We start from the raw sequence: 17403 nt of genomic DNA, 5'->3' as shown, positions 1-17403 counted from the left end.
ATGGAATACCTAGTATTTCGTCTTTACGGTGCCATGGCTTCCTGGGGGGAAGTGGCTGTGGGGGAATCCCGCCACAGCGCACACTATCCGGGTAAATCCGCTATTGCGGGACTATTTGGTGCGGCACTGGGGATACCCCGGGAGCGAGAGGATTTACATCAGAACTTGGCCCGGCAATATCGCCAGGCGGTAAAGGTGCTGAATGTCGGTACTTTGCTGAAGGATTTCCACACGGTACAGGTCCCAGATTCCGCCGGCAAGCGCCGTTACCATACGCGCCGGGATGAGCTGGTTGTAGGGAAAGCGCGCCTGGGAACCCTGTTATCCCGCAGGGAGTATCTGGTGGATGCGCAGGCGATAGTGGCCCTGAGATCCTGTGAAGAGGCTAACTGGACTCTGGCCGAATTGTGTGAAGCCCTGGCCCGGCCAAAGTATCACCTCTACCTGGGGCGAAAAGCATTTCCACTTTCAGCCCCCACTGCCGCACGGGTGATCGGTGCGGATAATTTCCGCAGCGCCCTGGATCATTATGAATCCCCGGAGTTGCTGGATTACCAACCGGAATGGGCCCGGCAGGAGCGCTGGTTGCCCACTGAAGAGAGTTGTCGTTACTACTGGGAGGGTAGCTTGGATGATTTCTCTGCGGAAGATGGAGTGTTTTCAGCAGGATCTGTACAGCGGCTTAGCCGTCTCGATCAGCCCCTATCTCGCAAGCGCTGGCAGTTCCAGCCGCGTATTGAAAATCTCTGGCAGTCATAAGGGAGCGGCTATGTATTTATCCAGAGTTCAACTATCTCCCTCGCTGGCGGTGCAGAAGCAGCTGGCACGGTTGCTCAGCGAAAACAGCTACGGTATTCATCAAATCTTGTGGGATCTTTTTGATGGTGATGAGCGTTTTTTATTTCGTGAGGAATCCTCGCGGGAACAGCTGCTTAGCAAACGCAATCTACCGGTGTATTACCTGCTGTCAAAAGTCCGGCCTGCGCAGGACAATCCGATATTTTTGGTAGAGACTAAAATCTTCGAGCCCCGCTTAAACCCCGGCGATCGGCTGGCCTTCCGCCTGCGGGCGAACCCTACAGTTGCTCGTAAAACTGAAGGGCAAAAGCGCGGCAAGCGGCACGATGTGCTGATGGATGCTCAATACCATTGGTTGCGGGAGCAGTGCGAATTGCATGGTTTACCTGTTGAAGGTGGCAAAGGGCAGCTGAAGCAGAGCTTGGTACAGGAAAAGCCGGAGCAGTTTGACCAGGGGCAGATTGAAACCCGGTTACAGGATGTCAGCCAGACTGCCGCCCGCAGCTGGTTAATTCACCGGGGGACGCGCCTCGGATTTGATATTTACCCACCAAAGCTTCACTGCAATGGGTATCGTTGGAATTTGTTACATAAAAAGCAGCGCGGTGCTGGTTTCAGTTCTGTGGATTACCGGGGAGAGCTTTTGGTTACTGAACCCGAATTATTTATAAAAAATATTTTTGCGGGTATGGGGCCGGCCAAAGCATTTGGTTGTGGATTGATGTTAATCCGCCGAATCTGATTGGGATAAATAGAGTTGTTATACAACAGGAAGTGTTTGAGAGCGAGGGCTGGGATTCAAAAGTATCGGCAACGATACTGAGACTTTAGAGGATAGCAAATAGGCATATTTAGAGAGTTCCCCGCATCAGCGGAGATAAATCGACCGGTGAGATGATGGTCAAACCAGCTTCATACTGTTCCCCGTATATACGGGGCTAAACCGGAGGGTATCCTGTTATACACTCCTTTCCGAATAGGTTCTCCGCATAAGCGGAGTTGCACCGGTAATTGCGCAATAAGGCGATCTTAACCGAGGCTGTTCCCCGCCCAGGCGGGGTTAAACCGTGGAAAATCGTCAAAGCTGCACGGTAATGATTCGGGCTATTCCCCGCTGCTGCGGGGGTAAACCGAGTGTGGGGTTGGGTTGTGCCGACACCTGAGTTTGTTCCCCCGCTGGGCGGGGCTGGACCGTAGCCGATAGCGCACGGACATTAGTTCTGAAAATGTTTCCCCGAAGGCTCGGGGATGTAATGAGGGTGTGCTATGATCGCGCTCCTTTTGCGCGACTGTTCCCTGTTTGTACAGGGGTAAACCGGATAAGGCATAGCCTTTGTGCTCTGCGCAAGGTGTTCCCTGAATACTCGGGGATAAACCGACGATGGAGAAGTTGTCGGAGTGCATCCTAGTTGTTCCCCGCTCTCGCGGGGCTGCACAGCGACTTTTCCCTTCTTCTTTTTCCTGTAGATTTCGCAATCGAAAGCCCCGCAGTGTATTACCGGGGGCTTCTGAATTTTGGCTGAAATTATTGGATGATTACGCCGGTATTACTCTCGCCGCCGATCTGGAAGTTAAAAGCGCGGCCATTAGAACCCGTCTGAGTAATTTCCTTGGTGTGATTGTTACCAATTTGCAGGCTAAAGGCTGAGTTGGAGTCACCGCTCTGGGTGATGGTGATGTTATTACTATCGCCAAATTGTCGGGAGCTTATTGAAAGAGACTCACCAGCCTGTTCGAACGTTGCCCGGTTATCGAAACCCAATTGACGGGTGAATATATCTACCTCTGTTCCAGCCTGCTCGATATTGGCAACATTCTGCAACCCGGTTTGTTCATTGGTCGCGCTGATCAGTAAGCCGCCTTGATTAATAACAACCACATTATCAATCAGGAACTGTTCGCTGTTCATGGAGTTGAATTCGGCACCCAGCTGGGAACCCGTAATCTGGTTGGTGGTACCGGTCTGGCGTATATCGATACTGCTACTCAATGCGGATTGTTCTAAAGCCGCGTTGTTGCCCCCACCATTTTGGCGCAACTCAAGGGTATTAAAGGCACCGGTTTGGGTAATCGAGGTGATATTGGCATCGCCGAGCCTTTGGATAATCAGAAGGTCATTGAACAGACTGTCTACTTGGGTTGCAAAGGCGAAGTGGCGATTGTTTGTTTGCCGTAAGGTCATACTGCTGCTGACACTGGCAAATTGTGCGAGCCCGCCATAGATATCGCTGCCATCCTGCAGTATGTCCAAGGTGCCATCGATTGTGGCAACCAAGCTGGCGGTGGCAAAGTCGTCCCGATCAAACTGGAAGATTAAAACGGAACTGCCTATATTGCCTGCGGTTTCCTCTACCACGGCACTTTGCCTTTCGCCGTCCTGGAATACAAAAATGCTGCCGTTAGCACTGGCTTCCTGGCGACCAATAAAAAAGTGACTGTCTCCGTCCTGGATATTGGTAATGGTATTACCGCTGCCAAAGCGCTGTTCGATAGTGGAAGCGTTGGAGGTACCGAGTTGCAGAATAGATACCTGGCTGTCGAGAGAGAGTTCTTGGGTGATCTCGGAAGTATTTTGCGATCCGATTTGTGTATTGGTTGCGCTTAGAGAAGCACCACCGGATTGAGATATCGTGGTCTCGTTTTGACTGCCGATCTGGGAACTCTGAATACTACTGTTAATAATACCGCCACTTTGGGTGGCGGTAGCGGTATTAGTATCACCTATTTGGCGTTTGATAATAGTATTGCCGAAACCCGCTTCAGTTTGATCGGAATTTACTGAGTTACCTGAACCGATTTGTTCCAAGTCAGTAGAGTTGGTGCCCAGCGCATTGCCGCTAAAGGCAACCAGTGCGAGTGTTGCAATACTGGCGCATAACTTCATGAGTAACTCCTTTACTACAAAACTTCCAAGGAGCCCATTTGGGGCTGCTAATGAATATCGTCCACTCGCACTTCACAAGTAGACATCAAAAACTACGAGCCGAATACATCAGTATGGGATCTTAGCTACTTCTAGCCGTCTATCTAAGCGCCAAATTATCCCTAGGGGATAAACGGATGCCAGGTAGCTTTTACTTTCAGTAGCTATTTCCCGCCGAATAGAAAAATTATTGCTGGCATCGAAGGGGTAGGATATGAGAAATAAGTATTGAAAATGTAGGAAGAAAGTCCCAGGGATGTGACTGGGAAATGGCGGCGATAACTGCCTTTCATTCTCTCGGGAATTATCGTGGGGACTTTCGACACTCGCGGTCCACGCGTTTCAATAAAGTGGGGATACGGTGGTCTCCATGCATCTTTTTCATCAAATTTTTGGCTTCCGGCAAAGGGAGACCGAGGCTGCTGATATACAGCGGTTTTATACTTTTTCCCCGCAGCAGCTCCGCCTCTAAAGGGGTGTCCTTAAACGGTTTCTTGGCGACACCGATGATGGGAACTTCCTGCTGGAGAGCAGAGTAGAGATGGGCACCCAGACCCGGTTTTTGTTCCCCTCCGAGAAATACATAACCATCGATAACAATCAGTTCTGCTTCTATCTTGTGCTCCTCGATTAGGGTGAGGATACAGGGGAGTTCTCGCTTGTAGAAAGCACCGGGCTCATAGGCCAAGGTACTCTCTATTTTACTGAGATATAGTTGCTCGGGCTCAGGAGCTGACCAATTCTCAAAGCCGACCCCGGCTACCATTGCTCCGGGGTCCCGGTAATCTACATCTACTGCCAAAATCATATTGGGAGCCTTTTTTTCCATTGAGCCGAATGTTGCGATTGGTTCAGGATACTTCCAGTTTTGCCTGCTTTAACAGCTGCTTATGAGTCGCTTTGTAGTGCTTACCCAGTGTTTTGGATTTATCAAGGATTTCATTGAACAAGACATTGGCCTTTTCCACCTGGGATTGATCTTTCAAGAATAAGGCAAAGTAAAAAGTCGCTTCTGGTCCGCTGTAGTATTGGTACAGCGTTTCATACTCGTGGTAGGCCTCTTTTACTTGCTTCAATGCCGCTAGTGTACGAGCGTAAAGTAAGTGAGCATCCTGATTTTTAAAATCGGGGTTCTTTTCGATTAATTGGTTCAGTGTTTCCTTGGTCAGTTCAAACAGATTGAGAGCAAACTGACAGCGTGCCAACCCAAACATCAGCTCAGGGTCATCCTGATGAACCCCCTGGAGGCACTTTTCATAGAGAGTTTTTGCCTCGTGATAAAGGCCGCGTTTCACGCATTCATCGGCCATGCGCATAGAGTTTTCCACATTATTGGAACGGGACAATTCTTGCGCAGCCTGATGGATATCCCGATTGGGATTTAGAGTTTCCCGCACCGTCCTGCGCGCATTTTTGGCACTGCGTGATTGGTTTACTTCCGGCAGGATTTCCAGGACCAGGTAAGCAATAACTCCGGCCATGGGCAGCATCACCAGAACCCAAATCCAAGTGGTGTTGCGCCCGGTTTTGAGCACGTGAATTACAAAAGCTGCCTGAATAAGGATGGATAGAATAAGAAACGGCATAGGGATTACTCTTCTTATTTTCGCTACTAACTTTTCGAGGGCAAGGTTAACCGAGTTCGCTTAGAACACAAGAGCTGTGGATCACGGAGTTGTGCACCAGGGTACCACTCTGTATTGAGTGCACAGTTGTCGCAATATACTACTGGGCCATTGGAATAAGCCGTCTAAGATTTCTGGGGATAAAAATGACCAGTGCCCTAGACACTTGGAGCTATGGCGCATAGGGAGGTGGACCCATGGCTCAATTGTCGCGACGGGAATTTTGTTTTGCCACTGGCGCATTGGGGGCAGCCTTGCTAACAGGGGTGTCGACTTCCAAAGCTGCCCAGGCACAGAAGGGGCGCCGTCAGGCTTTACCGATTCCCCCGGAGTTGCGTGCAGATGGGCAAGGCCGGATTAAATTGGCAGCGCGCCCGGGCAAGCAGTCTTTCCTACCGGGGGTGACTACACGTACATATGGGTTCAATGGTCCGTTTTTAGGTCCGGCGATACGGGTGCGCAAGGGCGAGAAAGTAACCGTCAGCGTGGTCAATCATCTGCCGCAAAATGTAACTGCGCATTGGCATGGACTAATCGTACCCGGCAATGCCGATGGTGGTCCCTATATGCCATTGAAACCTGGAGAAACCTGGACCGTAGATTGGAACATAATTCAGCCCGCCGCCACCTTGTGGTTTCATCCCCACCTCTACCCGACAACCGCCGAGTTGGTACTCAAAGGCTTGGCGGGATTGATTATTATCGATGATGAAGAAGGCGATGCACTGCCGATACCTTCGCGGTGGGGTGTGGATGACATTCCGTTAGTGATTCAGGATCGCCGCTTTACCGATGATGGTCAGTTCTTCCATCGCTTTAACGAAGTGACGGTTGCGGCGGGCTATTGTGGGGATCGACTTCTGGTTAATGGCGTTATTAATCCGGTGGTCAGGCCACCTAAAGGCTGGGTGCGCTTTCGTATTTTGGATGGCTCCAACGGACGCAACTATCGGCTTGCCACCAGTGACAAGCGACCACTCTACGTGATCGCCAGCGATGGCGGTTTTCTCTCGGAACCAGTGAAAGTAGATGTACTGCCTATTGCTGCAGGAGAGCGCTATGAAGTCATGATCGACACCCGCGATGGCAAGCCTTTCGACTTCCAAACACTGCCAGTGCCCCAGCCAATAATGCGCCTGCCACCATTTGATCAGGCCCACAGTTTTCTCAGTGTGGTGCCTGGAACATCTGAGGGAAAAGGACAGTTGCCGGAGAGCCTGGTATCCCTGCCGACAATTCCCCAAAACCTGCCACCAATCAGTCAGAAGCTGGTGATGCAAATGAACCGACAGAGGCAGGCGCAAGCAGTGATTGGTGCAACGGGGCTACCACAGATGGTTGCCGCCGGTACGACCAACCCCGATGTGGTGGCCAAAGTATTGAAGCTGATTACTGAGGGGCCGGCATTGCCGTTAAAAGAGCAGCTAACTGCGAATGCGATTAATGGGGTTTCCTTTGCATTTACGGAGCCAGGATTTAAGGTTGCGAGGAATAAGGATCTGCGCTGGGAGATCTCAGAGGGACAGGACCAAATGCTACACCCGGTACATATCCACGGCTGCCAGTTTCGAGTCACAAAATACAATAATGCAGAACCGCCACTCTATATGCGCGGCTGGAAAGATACGATGCCCATATCCGATGGCGGCAAAGCGGAAATATTTGTTCGTTTCCCGCTGCCGGCGATGCCGGATATGCCCTATATGGCGCACTGCCATGTTTTGGAGCACGAGGACTCGGGAATGATGACAGAGTTTAGTGTCTCCTGACTTTATTCGCTGCTATTCTGCCAGCGTCGCTTCTGTTTCCTGTCTTCCTTATGCTGTAACTTGGTAGCTTTCCTGATCAGGTTTTGGAAGTTGGGGCACTCCAGCTGATTGACCTCGGGACAGTTGGCCACATGGCGTAGCCCATCGCGCATAGCTTCGAGTCGGCGGATATTCTTTTCCAGATCGTCGGCCCTGGCGAGGAGCTGCTCCCTGTCGATAGCGGGGTTGCCATTAGAGGAAAACATCTCGCCAATTTCATCCAGGGAAAAACCGGCGTAGCGGCCAAGGGAGATAAGGGACAACTGTTCTATCACTGTGGCTTTAAAAATCCGGGTAATTCCCCGACGGCCACATGACTTTATCAGGCCTTTTTCCTCATAATACCGAAGTGTGGAAGAGGGGAGTCCCGACAGTTTGGAGACTTCGCGTATATCCAGTTCTTCCCTGTTATTCATCGCTTATTGACCTCAAGCTCACTTGAAGTTGTATGCTAGTTTCACGCGTCATTACTGGCAAGTCAAAGTTCAGCTTATGCACACCGCGAAAAGTTATTCCGAAAACCCAATTTCCCAAGAGGCTGCTCAGGTTTCCAAAAGGGGAGTCCTGGTCACCTTGTGTTTGGCGACCTTGCTCGCAGCCTTGGGAGTCAGCGCAATTAATATGGCGTTGCCTGTATTAATCGAAAGCTTGGGGGCTTCCTTCAGTAATACTCAGTGGATTACCGTGGCTTACATGATGTGTATGACTGCGACCCTGCCTATTGCCGGCAGTCTCAGCGACAAGCTGGGTCGCAGAAAATTGTTCCTAAGCGGTGGATTGATATTCACCTTATCGACATTACTTTGCGCGCTGTCTTTTAATGTTTGGACTCTGGTTTTTTTCCGCGCAATACAAGGGGTCGGTGCGGCGATGTTCGTGGCTGTGTCTATGGCTATTGCCAGCGACGTTTTCGATAAAAGTGAAACGGGAAAGATAATTGGATTACTGGGCAGCCTGTCTGCGGTTGGGACTGGTATGGGTCCTATTGTGGGCGGCTTGATTGTCGAAAACCTGAATTGGCAGGCTATCTTTTGGTTGGTAGTGCCGGTGGGATTGGGGGTGTTTTTTCTGGCATATCGAACTCTGCCGGAAAACATAGTCAGCGAAGTTGTTGATGGCAGGAGTCGATTCAAACGCTACCTGGCCGCAGCATTCCTGTTCTTTAGCATTGTTTTTTATACCCTGGCAATTAAACCATTGGGAGAGGGATATTCCGCAGTTAATGGCATTGCTATCGCTCTATCGGTGATATTTGGTGTGGGGTTGTTTTATGTCAGGCAGAAAGTACAACCCCTGCGTGAAGGATTTACGGAGTCTTCTGGAAAGCAGACATTCTTGGCGAATGTGGCCGGAAACTTTTTGGTGGCTTCATCGGTAATGAGTAGCCTGATTGTAGGGCCTTTTTATTTGACCCTGGCACTGGACCTGGACCTTTTTATCGCAGGGCTGGTGATGACAACCGGATCATTTATGGTGGCTGCTTGTTCAAATCTTGCTGGTCGAGCCGTGGATCGATTCAATAGTCGAGGTATCGTATTACTGGGTCTGGTAATTTTACTTTGTGGAGCCATGGGAATGGGGCTGCTCAGGGTGGAGCAGGGCTTGGTAGGCTATCTGGTTTTTTCCGTCACTATGGCAATGGGTTACGGAACCTACCTGTCGACAGTTAATACCATGACTATGAATAGCGCCCGGGCCGAAGTTCGTGGGCGCATTTCCGGGTTTCTCAGCCTTTCACGAGGATTGGGTTTATTGACCGGAGCTTCAGTGATGAGTGTGATTTTTGTAGGGCTTGTACCCAGCCAGCCCCTGCAAGACATGAGCCCTTCGCAGATAGCGGATGGTCTCAATGCCGTTTATCGCCTGGCATCAGTGTTCTTGTTAACCGCATTAACAATACAGGTGGTGTCTATTCTTGCCAGCAAGCTTGCTTCCAAAGTGCAAAATTAAAGATGACCTCCAGAGCTATAAAGTAAAGCCATTAGCGAGTGCTTCGTTTTAGTGAGTACTCGCGGGTATTAATAGCTGCTGGAGCTATTAATACCCATCTCTATTTCCTGATTTATTCCTATTTTCCAGGCCAACGCTTTTACACTTCACCCACGACTTAAATAGCAAAAATTCAGGCACAGATCTGGTTGACTTAAAGCTGGCTTCAAGTTGTATCTTGAATTTGTGGATTCGCAGTAATTTTCAACAAGATATCGAGAGAGCTTTAGGAGGACCAATCAGTGACGAATTCTTTGAGACAGTGCGTTGAAGCACTTAAAGCGAATTGGCAGGGACTTGATACTTCATCAATTGTGAGATGTCGAGAAGCCCTGGGAAAATTGGCGGCATCAAATTCTAATGAGGCATGGTTGGCTGATCTACACAGTCGCCAAGAACCCAGTGTAGAGTTATACCGGGATGAAGGTAAGGGTTTTATCTTACTGGCTCATGTGGAGCCTCGTGGGCTCTATCGCCCACCACATAATCATGGCAATGGCTGGGTATTTTACGCAGTGCAACATGGTGAAGTGGAGATGTCTACCTATGGTTTGCTCAATCAAGACGATGGTGAACAACTGGTGAGCCGGGGCTGTTATCAAATGAAGCCCGGTGACTGTAGTGCGTTCTTACCAGGGGATATTCACGATACTCATTGCCTTTCCGAATATGTATTGATGTTTAGGTTGACCAGTTGTGACTTTAGCGAGGAGAAGCGTGAGGGTCGACTTAGAGTGTTTTCACCAAGTTTTGAACCTATCAGCGTATAATTTTTGTTGGCCATTAGGTAGCAGGTGTGCCAGAGAGGAAGTGTAAAGAAAATAATCTCAGGCACAAAAGCCCTTAAAGTATTTCCCTTTGTGTTTGGGGGGCACATTAAGCTCTCTGTAAGTCAACGGAAAGTGAGTGTTCCCCCGGTTTACTCCTACTATTACTACTGAAATATCATTCCGGTATTCCCGTTACCCGCCTGATTAGCGGTGATATTTCCATTCATCTCATCTTGTGAAATTTCCATAAAATTATCCAGCCCATTTTGCTGAGCTGTAGTAAAACTCAAAGAGCCACCCTGATTTGCTGTAATCTCATTAGTCATACCGACCTGTGTCGTGCTTATATTCATAAATTCTCCCTCTTGTCGGGTAAATAAAATATTGTCTGATCCAATTTGACTTGATTGGGCGTAGCTATTTTCAATGAATATTTGCAACACACTCGCATTATTACTATCGCCGCTCTGGGTTATCTCATTCATAATGGATTCGCCAAAATTCTGTGCGCTTGTCGCATCGTTTCCTATTCCATTTTGTGTAACTGTTGCCGTGTAGAAGGCACCTCGTAGTTGAATAAGGGCACCGTCATTTGAAGTTCCTGTTTGGAATAATGACCCGGTATGGAATTCACCACTCGTGGCGCGAACAAAGCCTATATTGCTCTGTCCTGATTGAAATAGGTAGCCAGTATCATTGAGTGAGTCAGTTTGGAGCATCTCAGCATCGTTCAGCTGCCCTTCCTGGTAAATCTCCCCGACAGTATTTTCTGTGAGAAAATGGGTGCTCAATGCAATTTGGTTATCGCCAACCTGTTGTATCAATATCATTGTTGAGTTGCTTTCTTCCTGACTGGAAGAGGCATCATTGCTGTTGCCGGTTTGTGTTTGAATTATCGAGCTAAATGAAGAGTTTACAGTTTGTATGGCTTCAGCTGAATTGGTATTACCTGTCTGCGACTGATCTATCAGGTTGTTTTCAACGGAGGGATCGGTTTGATCTGCGACTGCCAGATTTCCATCGCCCGTCTGTTCCACATTGGAAGTATTGCTGTCGGCGCGAATAGCCATACTTGGCAAAAGAAGTATGGCCGCAAAAAGGATATGGTGTTGCTTCACAGAAAACTCCCAATGTTGAATTGACTAAAATGCATATTTGTTTGAGGCTTATGGCGATGATTTAATAATGTTGATAAGGTGAAGGGTTGCTAGTTTCGGCTTATTACTACTGATATTGCCGACTTAAGTGTCGTATGAAGTGGGGGGAATGCCATGGGATATAAGTACTTTAAACTTGAGAATAAAGTCACTTTTTAGAAGGTTGGTACTTATTGAGTTTATTATTTGCTGACTGTGGGTCACAGTGATATTGGGAGATTATTCTCATTTACCCATAAAATAAGTACATTGTTTCAGTAATAATGACGGATGCGGCTACAGAAGTTCTCAAAGTAACATTGGGTCGCAACTATCTCTTCCCTGTTCATATACTTCCCGGTCGATCGGTTAGGATAATTTGCCAATTAAAGATACATTTTAGGCTTACAAATCCCTTGTGCTGTATTTTTTTGCAATTAATTCCTCTTTTAATAATATTTGCCCACTTGCGCACATCATCTATGTCTAGGTGGTCACGAAATATTTTCTGTATGTCTGGAACCATTCCCCCTGGGGTTTATCGAATTTGCTGTGTACGTATGGGGTTATATGAACAGCGTACAAAAATAAAGTAAGTATTTGTAAAGGTTTTTAAGGGGCGCAAAGGCAGCTGCATTTAATCGAGTGAATAATAACGGGAGAGGGGATGTTGCCCTTCGCTGAGTTCAATGACTTTGATCGCATAAAACAATTTCATAATTGTCTACTGCTCAAATCGCAAACGCTATCCGTTACAGATCATTCACACGAGCTCTTAATCTCTATTTTTACAAGTAATACCTAGCAGTTCGGTGGTTGCCTCATCGCATAAAACTGCGTTTTTAAATAGAACCCTAAAAACGACAATTGGAGATTCTATGAGCCATATTTTTATTCGCACAGCCATAGCATCGGCGCTGATGCTGGGCGCTCAAGGTTTGAGTGCGGCACAACCCGCCGACGACTACGTTGCGGGGCAGAGTTATACCGGTGGCAGCCAGGTTTGCTACGGGGGAAACTTATATAAAGCTCAATGGTGGGCAACAGCTTCTCAAATTCCCTCGGATGCCCTGACAGCAGAAAACCGCTGGGACTCCCCCTGGATTTTGGAGGAGTCAGGTGCGTGCGATACCAGTGGTGACGATGACTCCAATTCTGGTGATGGTGATAACAACGACTCTGATGATGATACTGATACCGGTAATAACGGAGATACGGATTCTGGTAATAATGATGATGCAGGTTCCGGCAGTGGTGGTGGCACTGGTGGCTCCGATGACTCCGATACTTATATTTCTGGTCAAAACTATCGCAAAGGCGAAGAAGTTTGTTACGACGGCGACCTATTTGTTGCCCAGTGGTGGGCTAATGGTGACGACCACCCCACCGATGCATTAACGGCTGAAAATACCTGGGGTTCCCCTTGGCTTCTTAAGGAAGCGGATGGTTGCTCCAGTGATGGCGGCTCAGATGACGACACCGGCACCGGTGGCAACGATGGCGGCAGTGATAACGACGATAACGACAACAGTGACGATGGCAGCGATAATTCCGACGGCACTCCGATTACGGTCAGTGCTTCAGTGTCGCAGACACAAATTACCGGTGGTGGCACTGTAACACTTGATGCCAGTGCCTCCGGTGGGGACGGCAATTTATCTTACAGCTGGGCCCAATTATCCCCGGCCTCACCTGAAGCAGATATTGCCTCTGCAACCAGCGCATCCACCACTGTTACCCTACCATCAAGCACTTTTGATGTGAGCTATGTCTTTAGCCTGATCGTCAGTGATGGTGACACTACTGAAGAAGCACAGATAACCGTGCAAAACCTCGCGGTGGACGATACCGATGAAGACGAGGATGATGATAATACCGATGGTTCTGAAAGCTCAGTAACCGCAAATATCTCGGCCTCAAGTATCAATGTAGGCTGTAGTGGAACGGTTAATCTGGATGGCTCTGGCAGCACCGGCGGCAGTGATATCTCTTACATCTGGAGCCAAACCAGTGGCCCGGTTGTAAAGATGACCAACTATACCGGCAGCGCTACCTCAGTGACCCTGTCTGAGGTATACAGCGATGTAACCTACACCTTCCAGCTGACAGCTTCTGACTCCACTCAAGCCAGTGATGTGGACGAGGTCTCCATTAGCCAGGATGGCTGTGCCACAGCCGATGGCTATGTGATGGGCATCAGCGAACTGGAAGCTGCGGAAGAGTCGATTACCAGCAGTGATTCCCTGCTTCAGGAAGTAAAGGATACTGTCGAAACCCGGGACAACGCCGTGGTTGAGGCGGTGCAACCTGGCCGCAGTGCAAACCCCGAAAATGTCCTCCGCGTTGAGAGCATCCTGTCTGAAGAAGATTGGGATTACCTTTTCGCTCTCAGAGCGGAAGAGTACACCTACACCAATTTTCTCCGAGCCGTAGCCAAGTTCCCAGCTTTCTGTGGTGACTATACCGATGGCCGTGATGCCGAGGCGATCTGTCGCAAGTCGATGGCGGTAATGTTTGCACACTACGCCCAGGAAACCGGTGCCCACGCAACAGGTTGGGAAGTGCCGGAATGGCGCCAGGGCCTGTACTGGTTGCGGGAAATTGGCTGGACAGAAGATACTTCCGGTGGCTACGGCGCCTGTGATGCCAGCAGCAGCTGGGCAGCAGAAGCATGGCCCTGTGCGATCAATAGTGATGGTGGCTATAAGAGTTACTTCGGCCGCGGCGCCAAGCAGTTGAGCTGGAACTATAACTACGGTCCCTTCTCCCAGGCGATGTACGGCGATATTTACACCCTGCTGGAAGCCCCGGAATTGGTAGCGGATACCTGGTTGAACCTGGCGAGCTCTATCTTCTTCTTCGTCTATCCACAGCCACCCAAGCCAAGCATATTGCATGTAATCGATGGTACCTGGGAACCGAATAGTGTGGATCTGGCTAATAACCTGACTTCTGGATTCGGTGTTACCACCAATATTATTAATGGAGCGATCGAATGTAGTTCTGGTACTGAAGACTACCGCTCACAGTATCGGATCGAGTACTACCAGAGCACAGCGGAATACTTCGGTGTAGAAATTCCGGCAGATGAAGAACTCGGTTGTGCCAATATGGGGCAGTTCCAGACTGGTGGTGCAGCCTCCCTGGATATTTACTGGGATAAAGATTGGGGATGGTCTGCGGATACCCCAAATAATGAGAGCTACGCATGTCAGTTGGTGAATTACCAGACTGCCTACTCAGCACTGAATGAGGGCGACTATGCCAAGTGTGTTGAAGGCAACTTTGATATGACCATCGATTACCAAGACTAAAAACCAGGGGGCTGAATAGCCCCCACCCAAACCCTTTCAGTGACCTGGTTCTCCCCCGCAGCCAGGTCACTTTTTTATTGCCTTTCCTTCGGTGTTATCTTTCTCTAAACCTATCTACAGGCATATACATTCCTGTTAGACAAAAATTTAATCCAGGCAGCTGGGGTTAGCAGTTGTAAAAGTGTTAGAGATCCATGTATTGGAAGACGTACAGGCATCCGCATTGGCGTCATTAAGGTCGAAGCCAATGCCGGCGCCGCCCGAATCAACTCTGTTGCCAGTAATAAGGTAATTGGTTTGCGCAAACTCCTGCATCAATATGCCGCTAAACATAATATTTAAAACGGTATTTTGCGTAATAATCCCTCCGGACGAACTTCCGATAACGATACCATTCAATCCTGTTGTGAGACCTCCAGTTATTGGCTCTATGGTGTTTTGTGAAACGAGTGCATAGTCCCCTTGGATAACAATAGAGTCCCTCTCGTTATTTACAATTTCATTTGAAAGTATGCTGTTAAAATCCCCATCGGAAGAGATACCCATTTCGGTATTTAAAGAAATTGTCGAACTGCTAACAAAGTTGTTATTGCTGGTTAGGGAAATACCTATTTCGTTAGTTTGCACTAGGATATTGTAAATTCCATGAAATCCCGAGTCCTCTGCGCTGACGCCGGTATAACAATTTTCAATAGTCCCGTTTGAGAGAAAAGCCCCCTGGCCAGACAAAATGATGCCAGTATTCAGCACGGGAAGTTCGGCACAGTGCACGGTAAACCCGTTCATATCCAGATTGCCGCTGGGACCGGATATGGTGATTGGCGGTGTGGCAGTGCAGAATAATATGTCTTCAGTCATTATTTCAGCGGTGGTAATGGTATCGCCGCACTGAACGTCGGCAAAAGATAGGGCTGGTAAAAGCACGGATGTAAAAATTAACGGGAAATATTTTCCTGCCTGCATGGGTTTCTTCTCTGTCAGTTGCTTTAAGGTGGCGATTAAAAGAGATCCTTTGAGCGGATCTTCTGAGAAAAATATAGATATGATTGATTGGAGGGTGAGGTAATAGGTGACGGAGATCAGGCGTGGAAAACGGGTGCATATTATCGCTATTTACATAGATCCGAGCCAAATAAGTAGGAATAATCAGAGGCTCCGAACTCCCTGGACGGGCCGTTTTTATAGGTACAGATTACTCTTTCCCCTCTGTGGCATCGTGCCCGCGCCATGCGTATAAAGCGGAAATATACAATAGGTTTGATAAACTACAATGCCGCCGGATATTGCAAGGAATATTGGCGGCATGGTGTAGCAAATTATTCAGGGGCTGCTTGAGGTTACTCCTACTGTGCGACCTGGGCAAAGTTGGCGCTGCCGACTTGGATAGTGAAGGAGGATTGACCTACGCCAGTCTGCGATATTTCTTTATAATGCCCATCACCGATTTGAAGCAGTGTCAGGGAATTACCCAGGCCACTTTGGGTGATAACCGCATCATTGGAGCTACCAATTTGGGCGACATCTGCACTGAGAATAACGCCATCCTGTTGTAGGCTGACAGTATTCCCTGTTCCTACCTGTGCAACCAGAAGATGTACGTCAACCCCTAACTGATCAGTATCTGATGAATTTTGGCTCCCCAATTGAGCGATCTCACCACTGCTGATCAACGTATTTTGATCGGCATCAACACTATTTCCTGTGCCGCCTTGGGTAATGATGAGAGAGCCATCTTCCGATAGGCTTTGATTGGTAATTGCTGTATTTAAAGTTCCCAGTTGAGCGATAAATACACTATTGGAATTACTTATGGTCTGGGTAGTTTCGGCAGAGTTCTGTGTACCGGTTTGAAGTATTTCCGCACTATCTGAATTTGCGTCCAGCTGCGAAATTTTTGCGTAGTTATCACCTCCTATTTGGGTAATAGCCCCTTGGGCGGAGTCACTATCAATCTGGTCAATACGCCCCGTATTTAGTGAACCGACCTGAAGTAGGGTTCCAGTGCTACCTGACCCTAACAACTGCAGAATATTCCCCGTGTTTGACACTCCAAATTGTTGAAGTGTGCCACTAGCGGAGCTTATATTCTCCTGGTAAATTTCTGCGGAGTTTTGTTCTCCCAATTGAGTGGTGAGTGATGAGATTGAAGAGGTCACAACTTGTTGGGAGGTAGCGGTATTCGATACGCCGATTTGATTGACGATAATCGATCCGTCTGATGAGCTTCCCTGGCCAGCATTAGCGCTGTTACTATCCCCTGTCTGAGAAGTGTTGATATGCCCATTACTGGTATTTTCCTGGGCAGTCTCACTGTCATTGGCGACACCGATCTGGCTTTGCACGATGGTGCTTTCAGTGGTTCCATCAATTTGGAGGGCATCCTCGCTGTTGTTGACTCCAATTTGAGTTTGTACTATTAAGCTGTTGTTAACATCAGAGTCTGCATTATTGGCTGTGGCGGTATTACCTATGCCAGTTTGGTTTTGGATTACAAAATTGTTTTCGGCAAAAACCACACTGCTGATTGCCAACGCAAGTGAGCTAAAGATAAGTGGTGAGATTTTCATAAGTTACTCCTTTAAACTAAAAATCCCCAAATCATTGTCCGTTCAGTTACTGCTTCCTCCTTGTAAATCGAATTGACCACTGATATCCACTTGAGGCTCTGCCGATGAACGATACTGCATACAGAGCCTAATCCTGTGAGTTTTGGATATAACTATTGCTGCATACTGGCAAAGTTGGCATTACCAATTTGTAACGTAAATGAGGTTTGGTTTACATACACTTTGTGAAGTTTCTTCAGAATGACAGCAGCCAATCTGGATTAATATCATCAAATTTCTCAGATCCGTATGGGTACATGGTACTGCCATTTTGTGTTACAGCGGTGCTCAGAAAGGCCCCACCTTGCTGTGAAGTAACAAAATTATTCTCGGCGATAGCAGCACTGCTGATGGTCAGCGCCAGGGAATCGGTAAGGAAGGAAGAGATTTTCATAAGATACTCCTTGACTACAAAATCTCTATGACAGCATATG

The 17403-nt window shown here is 48.3% G+C and carries 14 protein-coding genes; 6 read left to right on the top strand and 8 right to left on the bottom strand.

Annotated features, from left to right (window positions below):
* Entirely contained in the window at positions 1-759 is a 759-nt protein-coding gene (gene cas5e, locus ACJJIQ_RS16160) for a type I-E CRISPR-associated protein Cas5/CasD (RefSeq protein WP_445362435.1), read from the top strand.
* A 10-nt stretch (positions 760-769) separates the two neighbouring features.
* Positions 770-1540 carry a type I-E CRISPR-associated protein Cas6/Cse3/CasE gene (cas6e, locus tag ACJJIQ_RS16155; protein ID WP_413663212.1) on the top strand — a complete coding sequence of 257 codons (771 nt, stop codon included), beginning with the start codon at positions 770-772 and terminating at the stop codon, positions 1538-1540.
* A gap of 783 nt (positions 1541-2323) precedes the next feature.
* Here cas6e and ACJJIQ_RS16150 read toward each other — a convergent pair.
* The 3 genes from ACJJIQ_RS16150 to ACJJIQ_RS16140 all read right to left on the bottom strand — a co-directional run bounded on the left by ACJJIQ_RS16150 (position 2324) and on the right by ACJJIQ_RS16140 (position 5307).
* Positions 2324-3682: a hypothetical protein gene (locus tag ACJJIQ_RS16150; RefSeq protein ID WP_445362434.1), complete on the bottom strand. Its 1359-nt coding sequence runs from the start codon at positions 3680-3682 to the stop codon at positions 2324-2326.
* A gap of 343 nt (positions 3683-4025) precedes the next feature.
* Positions 4026-4529, bottom strand: a complete 504-nt coding sequence (locus ACJJIQ_RS16145; RefSeq protein ID WP_413663210.1) for an endonuclease V — start codon at positions 4527-4529, stop codon at positions 4026-4028.
* 43 nt (positions 4530-4572) lie between these two features.
* A complete protein-coding gene (locus ACJJIQ_RS16140) occupies positions 4573-5307 on the bottom strand; it encodes a tetratricopeptide repeat protein (RefSeq protein WP_445362433.1) in 735 nt (244 codons plus the stop codon).
* 236 nt (positions 5308-5543) lie between these two features.
* Here ACJJIQ_RS16140 and cueO point away from each other — a divergent pair, with 236 nt between their 5' ends.
* On the top strand, positions 5544-7115 hold the full coding sequence (gene cueO / locus ACJJIQ_RS16135) for a multicopper oxidase CueO (RefSeq protein ID WP_444925822.1): 1572 nt from the start codon (positions 5544-5546) through the stop codon (positions 7113-7115).
* A 2-nt stretch (positions 7116-7117) separates the two neighbouring features.
* Here the strand turns inward: cueO and ACJJIQ_RS16130 are convergent, their stop codons facing one another.
* Positions 7118-7570, bottom strand: coding sequence for a helix-turn-helix domain-containing protein (locus tag ACJJIQ_RS16130; RefSeq protein WP_445362432.1), 453 nt, complete (start codon positions 7568-7570; stop codon positions 7118-7120).
* Positions 7571-7646: 76 nt separating this feature from the next.
* Between ACJJIQ_RS16130 and ACJJIQ_RS16125 the strand changes: the two genes are divergently transcribed.
* Both ACJJIQ_RS16125 and ACJJIQ_RS16120 read left to right on the top strand, forming a co-directional pair.
* Positions 7647-9104, top strand: a complete 1458-nt coding sequence (locus ACJJIQ_RS16125; RefSeq protein ID WP_445362431.1) for an MFS transporter — start codon at positions 7647-7649, stop codon at positions 9102-9104.
* A gap of 281 nt (positions 9105-9385) precedes the next feature.
* Positions 9386-9913: a hypothetical protein gene (locus tag ACJJIQ_RS16120; RefSeq protein ID WP_445362430.1), complete on the top strand. Its 528-nt coding sequence runs from the start codon at positions 9386-9388 to the stop codon at positions 9911-9913.
* A 164-nt stretch (positions 9914-10077) separates the two neighbouring features.
* Here the strand turns inward: ACJJIQ_RS16120 and ACJJIQ_RS16115 are convergent, their stop codons facing one another.
* The gene (locus ACJJIQ_RS16115; protein ID WP_445362429.1) at positions 10078-10983 is read right to left on the bottom strand and encodes a hypothetical protein; all 906 of its coding nucleotides are present in this window, start codon (positions 10981-10983) and stop codon (positions 10078-10080) included.
* Positions 10984-11927: 944 nt separating this feature from the next.
* Between ACJJIQ_RS16115 and ACJJIQ_RS16110 the strand changes: the two genes are divergently transcribed.
* Entirely contained in the window at positions 11928-14363 is a 2436-nt protein-coding gene (locus tag ACJJIQ_RS16110; protein WP_445362428.1) for a glycoside hydrolase family 19 protein, read from the top strand.
* Positions 14364-14510: 147 nt separating this feature from the next.
* Here the strand turns inward: ACJJIQ_RS16110 and ACJJIQ_RS16105 are convergent, their stop codons facing one another.
* The 3 genes from ACJJIQ_RS16105 to ACJJIQ_RS16095 all read right to left on the bottom strand — a co-directional run bounded on the left by ACJJIQ_RS16105 (position 14511) and on the right by ACJJIQ_RS16095 (position 17363).
* Positions 14511-15326: a NosD domain-containing protein gene (locus ACJJIQ_RS16105; RefSeq protein ID WP_445362427.1), complete on the bottom strand. Its 816-nt coding sequence runs from the start codon at positions 15324-15326 to the stop codon at positions 14511-14513.
* A 380-nt stretch (positions 15327-15706) separates the two neighbouring features.
* Entirely contained in the window at positions 15707-16930 is a 1224-nt protein-coding gene (locus tag ACJJIQ_RS16100; RefSeq protein WP_444937286.1) for a hypothetical protein, read from the bottom strand.
* 235 nt (positions 16931-17165) lie between these two features.
* Positions 17166-17363, bottom strand: a complete 198-nt coding sequence (locus ACJJIQ_RS16095; protein WP_444937287.1) for a hypothetical protein — start codon at positions 17361-17363, stop codon at positions 17166-17168.
* Between the last annotated feature and the right edge of the window lie 40 nt (positions 17364-17403).

It is taken from the genome of Microbulbifer maximicatervae (SeqCode) (assembly GCF_052468295.1).
Note: the sequence above shows the minus strand (reverse complement) of the source record. Positions and strands in the feature narration are given on the sequence as shown.

Bases quoted from the DNA above. Each gene is read 5' to 3' on its own strand.
- ACJJIQ_RS16095 (WP_444937287.1), bottom strand. From the start codon at position 17,363: ATGAAAATCTCTTCCTTCCTTACCGATTCCCTGGCGCTGACCATCAGC.
- ACJJIQ_RS16105 (WP_445362427.1), bottom strand. From the start codon at position 15,326: ATGCAGGCAGGAAAATATTTCCCGTTAATTTTTACATCCGTGCTTTTA.
- ACJJIQ_RS16125 (WP_445362431.1), top strand. From the start codon at position 7,647: ATGCACACCGCGAAAAGTTATTCCGAAAACCCAATTTCCCAAGAGGCT.
- cas6e (WP_413663212.1), top strand. From the start codon at position 770: ATGTATTTATCCAGAGTTCAACTATCTCCCTCGCTGGCGGTGCAGAAG.
- ACJJIQ_RS16145 (WP_413663210.1), bottom strand. From the start codon at position 4,529: ATGATTTTGGCAGTAGATGTAGATTACCGGGACCCCGGAGCAATGGTA.
- cueO (WP_444925822.1), top strand. From the start codon at position 5,544: ATGGCTCAATTGTCGCGACGGGAATTTTGTTTTGCCACTGGCGCATTG.
- ACJJIQ_RS16100 (WP_444937286.1), bottom strand. From the start codon at position 16,930: ATGAAAATCTCACCACTTATCTTTAGCTCACTTGCGTTGGCAATCAGC.
- ACJJIQ_RS16110 (WP_445362428.1), top strand. From the start codon at position 11,928: ATGAGCCATATTTTTATTCGCACAGCCATAGCATCGGCGCTGATGCTG.
- ACJJIQ_RS16115 (WP_445362429.1), bottom strand. From the start codon at position 10,983: ATGGCTATTCGCGCCGACAGCAATACTTCCAATGTGGAACAGACGGGC.
- ACJJIQ_RS16130 (WP_445362432.1), bottom strand. From the start codon at position 7,570: ATGAATAACAGGGAAGAACTGGATATACGCGAAGTCTCCAAACTGTCG.
- ACJJIQ_RS16140 (WP_445362433.1), bottom strand. From the start codon at position 5,307: ATGCCGTTTCTTATTCTATCCATCCTTATTCAGGCAGCTTTTGTAATT.
- cas5e (WP_445362435.1), top strand. From the start codon at position 1: ATGGAATACCTAGTATTTCGTCTTTACGGTGCCATGGCTTCCTGGGGG.
- ACJJIQ_RS16150 (WP_445362434.1), bottom strand. From the start codon at position 3,682: ATGAAGTTATGCGCCAGTATTGCAACACTCGCACTGGTTGCCTTTAGC.